This window comes from Actinomycetota bacterium (assembly GCA_005774595.1).
In the GTDB taxonomy this organism is placed as follows: Bacteria; Actinomycetota; Coriobacteriia; order Anaerosomatales; family D1FN1-002; genus D1FN1-002.
This window is the reverse complement of sequence record VAUM01000154.1, coordinates 1-4,438: the sequence shown is the minus strand read 5'-3', so window position 1 is coordinate 4,438 and position 4,438 is coordinate 1. Positions and strand designations below refer to the sequence as shown.

The following is a 4,438-nucleotide window of genomic DNA, read 5'->3' as shown; positions in this document are numbered from 1 at the left end:
GTTCTGACAAAGGAGTCGTTTGTCCGACCACACCGATAGCTGGCGAGTCGACGAGGCCGCGCTCGATGGCGTGACGCCGCTGCGCGCACGCGACCTGCTCGTGGATTGCTTCTTCTCCGCGCAGAACGCCGCCCACGCACGTACCAAGCACGTGCCCCACAGCGACATCAGCCGCGCCGAGGTGCGCAAGACGGTCGAGGTGCTGATCCGGGCGAAGTTCCGCGAACTGGGCTGCGATTGGGAGGACCCCACCGCGGCGGACCTGCACAAGGTCGCACTGTCGCTCGCCGTCGAGGCCGCCTCGTGGGGCACGCCGCCCGAGACCATCGAGCGCGCCATGGCCGAGCTGCGCAAGGTGCAGCAGCGCATGCTCCAGTAGCCGCGCGGCACCCCTACTCGTAGACGAGGCGCCCCTCCACCGACCGAGTCTCGTTCTGGTGCGACATGAGCCATTCCTGCAGCACCGTGGCCGCTGACGTGGCCGCAGTCTTCGGCGGCTTGACCGCGCCCGCGTCCGCCTCGGTCAGCGTCAGGTACGCCTCGGCGTTCTTGAAGTGGTAGCCCTGTAGGATCACCGTGTACGTCGCGTCGTCGGCGACCGGCTTGCCGGCCACGTCGAGGAAGCGCAGCGCATGCTCGTCGTCCGAGTAGACCGCGCGCACCGTGCTGTTGACCTGGTAGCACTCGCCCTCACCGTCGCGGTTCTCCGGCCGCATCCAGTGCGCGAACATGCGACGCAGCGTCGCGCCGGTCACGACGACCTCGCTCAAGCTGTCGTCGTACGGGAAGCACGACTTCAGGTCCATGAGCGTCACGGCCGGGCCGAGTTCCTTCACGCGCACGGACCCGGCGCCGAGCAGGACCACGTCGGCGCCGGTCATGTCGGCGAGCGCGTCGGCGAGCACGTTGCCGAGCGCGGTCTCGACCTCGCGCGCGGGGTGCGTGAGCTGGCGCGCGAACTTGGTGACGACGACGCTGTACTTGCGGTCCACCTCATCCTTGAACGTGTCGATGAAGCGCTTCATCGCCTCGTCGGGCTCGGCGATGCCATCCTCGATGGGGACCAGCTGCCAAGAGTGCTCGACGATGCTGTTGGTGTCGTCGTCCACGACGATGTCGAGCCGGCCGACCTGGTTCGTGCCGGTGCCGGCCTGCACGATGAGGATGCCGTTCACCTCTTCGGGCCGCTCGAGGATGGTGTGCGAGTGGCCGCCGATGATGAGATCGACACCCCACTCGGGCAGCAGCAGCGACGCGAGCTCCTTGTCGGACTCGAACCCGATGTGCGTGAGCACGACGGTGAGGTCGATGTCGTCGGTCTTGAACGCGTCGCAGATGCGCCCGACCTCGGTGGCCGCGTCCTCGAGCGCCACGAACGTGCCCACGAGAGGGTCGAGGTTCAGCGCGTCCATCACCTTCTCGGTGAGGATGCCGGTGAACAGCACGTCGAACCCCGCGCGCTGCAGGATGACGTACGGGTTCATCAGCCGCTTGCCGTATGGCTTCACATACAGGTTCGCGTTGACGATGGGGAAGTTCGCGAGCTTCTCGAGGAAGAGCAGCTGCTGGAGCGAGTAGTCCACCTCATGGTTGCCCAGCGCGACCACGTCGGGCGCGAGGTAGTTCATGATCTGGACGGTCGAGGTGCCCTTGAAGTCCGAGTCGATGATCGACCCCTGCACCATGTCGCCCGAGATGCAGTAGAAGACGTTGTCCTCCTCGGCGCGCACCTTGTTGATGTAGCCCGAGAGCAGCGGCAGCCCGCCGATGAGGTCGCCGGTGCCGGCCTCCTGCTCGGCGAGGAAGTCGCCGTGCATGTCGTTGCTGTGCAGGATCGTGAACCTTCGTGTCTCGCCCACGGCACGCGCCCCCTTCATCAGCGGCCACCCCCGCCGGCGACCGTGCGCCGATGGTAGCACCGCGGCGCCTTCGGCAGCGTGTCCGCGGCGTGCGCTAGACTGGCCCTCGGTTCTCACACGACGCGCAAGGAGTCCGATGGACCTCGGCCTGTTCCTACAACCGAGCAGCTGGGCGGCGGTGCTGACGCTGTCGCTGCTCGAGATCGTGCTCGGCATCGACAACCTCGTCTTCATCGCGATCCTGACGGGCCGCCTGCCCAAGGAGCGGCAGAAGCCGGCGCGGCAGCTCGGGCTGCTCGCGGCGCTCGGCACCCGGATCCTGCTGCTGCTGTCGCTGTCGTGGATCGTCGGGCTCACCGAACCGCTCGTCCCGCCGTTCCACGTGGGGAGCGCGGAGATCGAGATCACCGGCCGCGCGCTCATCCTGTTCGCGGGCGGCGTCTTCCTGGTCTGGAAGTCCGTCACCGAGATCTTCCACAAGGTCGAGATGCGCGACGAGCAGGACCAGGCGCGCGGCAGGGCCGGCGCATCGTTCGGCGCGGTGCTCATCAACATCGCGCTCATGGACATGATCTTCTCGCTCGACTCGGTCATCACGGCGGTGGGCATGGTCTCCCACATCGAGTTGATGGTCGCCGGAGTGCTCATCGCCATGGCCGTGATGGTCGCGTTCGCCGACCCCGTCTCGAACTTCATCAACGCGAACCCGTCCCTGAAGATCCTGGCGCTGGCGTTCCTGCTCATGATCGGCACGCTGCTCACCGCCGAGGCGGAGCTGCTGCCCATCCCGTTCGAGTTCAACAAGGGCTACGTGTACTTCGCCATGTTCTTCTCGCTGGCGGTCGAGTTCGTGCAGATGCGCTACGAGAGCAACCTGCGCAGGCGGGAGGGCGCGATCGCCGGCGAGGGCGCCGCCGGGACGGACCGCACCGCCGCGGCCACGGACTAGCCTTCGAGCAGTCTGCTTCCCGACGGCACGATGAAGCGCGCCGCGTGCGGCAGCATCCGTGCGGTCAGTGGCGTGTGCGCGCCGAGCGACTCCCCGTCGGCCTGGAGCGGCAGCGCCGGCTCCGCCACGAGCTCGATCTCGGAGGCGGTGTGCAGCTCGACCCCAGGGCGGTGCGGCAGGTCGACGGTGCCGTCGAGGAAGCCGGCCCACACGGCGGGCAGCAGCTCGGGCACCGTCCTCGTCGCCAGGACCACGACGTCCGCCTTCCCGTCTCGCGGGTCCGAGCGGTGGGCGACCGAGATCTCGAACTGGAGCTGCGCGAAGTTCGCGAGCATCACGGCGATGCCCTCGGTCTCCACGTCGCGGCCGTCGAGGCGCATGTGGAACCGCGCGACCGTCGGTGTGAGGTTGCGCAGCGCCGCGACGAGGTACGCGGCCGGCCCGAGTGCCGCCTTGAGGTCACGCGCGCCGTCGATGACGCGGGCGTCGAAGCCCGCACCGGCGGCCATCACGAAGCCCGTGGTCCTCGCCGGCCCGAGGCCCTCGGGCATCAGCTCGTGGTACTCCAGCTCGCCGACGTCGACCGGTGCGTCCTCGCCCTCGAGGGCGAGGTTCGCGAGCGCGCGCGGGTCGGCGGACAGCCCGAGGTTGGACGCGATCAGGTTCGCGGTGCCCGCCGGGAAGGCGAGGACCGGCACGCCGCTGGAGCGCAGGGCGTACGCCACCGCGGACACCGTGCCGTCGCCGCCGGCGGCCACGACGCGGTCGAAGGCGTCCGCGTCATCGACGGCCCGGGCGACGTCGCGCTCGCCGGTCAGGTAGCGCACGACCACCTCGGCGCCCTCGGAGCCGAGCATGTTGACGAAGTCGAACAGGCCGGCGTCGCCGCGCCCGGCCCGCGGGTTCTTCACGATCAGTACGCGCATGCGCTCACCTTTCGGCAAGGAATGCCGCTACACTCGGTTCGTACCCCTCGCGGACGACGGAACGGTGGTGCTTGGAGCCCGTGTACGTGACCGACACCGCCGCCCTGCGCGCGCTGTGCGACCGGCTGCGGCGCAGCGACGTGGTCGGCATCGACACCGAGTTCATGCGCGAGCGCACCTACTACGCGAAGCTGTGCCTGGTCCAGGTGGCGTCTCGCGAGGAGGCCGCGCTCATCGACCCGCTGGCGCCCGGCATCGATCTCGCGCCCCTCGACGAGCTGCTCGCCGACCCGGACGTTGTCAAGATACTGCACGCCGGCACGCAGGACCTCGAGATCTTCTTCCAGCGCACCGGGCGGGTCCCGGCGCCGGTGTTCGACACGCAGGTGGCCGCCACGCTCGCGGGCTATCCGACGCAGGTCGGCTACGCGGCGCTCGTCCACGGTGCGCTCGGCATCACCCTGGCGAAGGGCGAGCAGTTCACGGACTGGGCACGAAGGCCGCTGAGCGATCGCCAGCTGACCTACGCCGAGGCCGACGCGCGCCACCTGCCGGCGGTGCATGACCGTCTCGTCGCGGCGCTCGAGAGTGAGGGCCGTGGGGGCTGGCTCGCCGACGACTTCGCGCGGCTCGAGGACCCGGCGACCTACACGGTCGTCCCGGAGGAGCAGTACCGGCGGGTCAAGCGCGCGTCGGCCTCGGCG

5 protein-coding genes are annotated in these 4,438 nt (G+C 69.2%); 3 read left to right on the top strand and 2 right to left on the bottom strand.

Annotated elements, in window-relative coordinates; all coding sequences use genetic code 11:
- The first annotated feature begins 19 nt into the window (after positions 1 to 19).
- On the top strand, positions 20 to 379 hold the full coding sequence (locus tag FDZ70_06855; protein ID TLM76079.1) for a hypothetical protein: 360 nt from the start codon (positions 20 to 22) through the stop codon (positions 377 to 379).
- 13 nt (positions 380 to 392) lie between these two features.
- Here the strand turns inward: FDZ70_06855 and FDZ70_06850 are convergent, their stop codons facing one another.
- The gene (locus FDZ70_06850; protein ID TLM76078.1) at positions 393 to 1,877 is read right to left on the bottom strand and encodes a bifunctional metallophosphatase/5'-nucleotidase; all 1,485 of its coding nucleotides are present in this window, start codon (positions 1,875 to 1,877) and stop codon (positions 393 to 395) included.
- Positions 1,878 to 1,995: 118 nt separating this feature from the next.
- On the opposite strand from FDZ70_06850, the gene FDZ70_06845 reads away from it, so the two are divergent.
- Positions 1,996 to 2,808, top strand: coding sequence for a TerC family protein (locus FDZ70_06845; GenBank protein TLM76077.1), 813 nt, complete (start codon positions 1,996 to 1,998; stop codon positions 2,806 to 2,808).
- On the opposite strand, the gene FDZ70_06840 is transcribed toward FDZ70_06845, so the two are convergent.
- Positions 2,805 to 3,734: a diacylglycerol kinase gene (locus tag FDZ70_06840; GenBank protein ID TLM76076.1), complete on the bottom strand. Its 930-nt coding sequence runs from the start codon at positions 3,732 to 3,734 to the stop codon at positions 2,805 to 2,807. The two genes, FDZ70_06845 and FDZ70_06840, sit on opposite strands and share 4 nt — an antisense overlap.
- A 71-nt stretch (positions 3,735 to 3,805) precedes the next feature.
- On the opposite strand from FDZ70_06840, the gene FDZ70_06835 reads away from it, so the two are divergent.
- On the top strand, positions 3,806 to 4,438 hold a 633-nt coding region (locus tag FDZ70_06835; GenBank protein TLM76075.1), incomplete at its 3' end, for a ribonuclease D.

Excerpts from the sequence above, each read along its gene's own strand:
- FDZ70_06850 (TLM76078.1), bottom strand. The coding sequence starts at position 1,877 with ATGAAGGGGGCGCGTGCCGTGGGCGAGACACGAAGGTTCACGATCCTG.
- FDZ70_06840 (TLM76076.1), bottom strand. The coding sequence starts at position 3,734 with ATGCGCGTACTGATCGTGAAGAACCCGCGGGCCGGGCGCGGCGACGCC.
- FDZ70_06845 (TLM76077.1), top strand. The coding sequence starts at position 1,996 with ATGGACCTCGGCCTGTTCCTACAACCGAGCAGCTGGGCGGCGGTGCTG.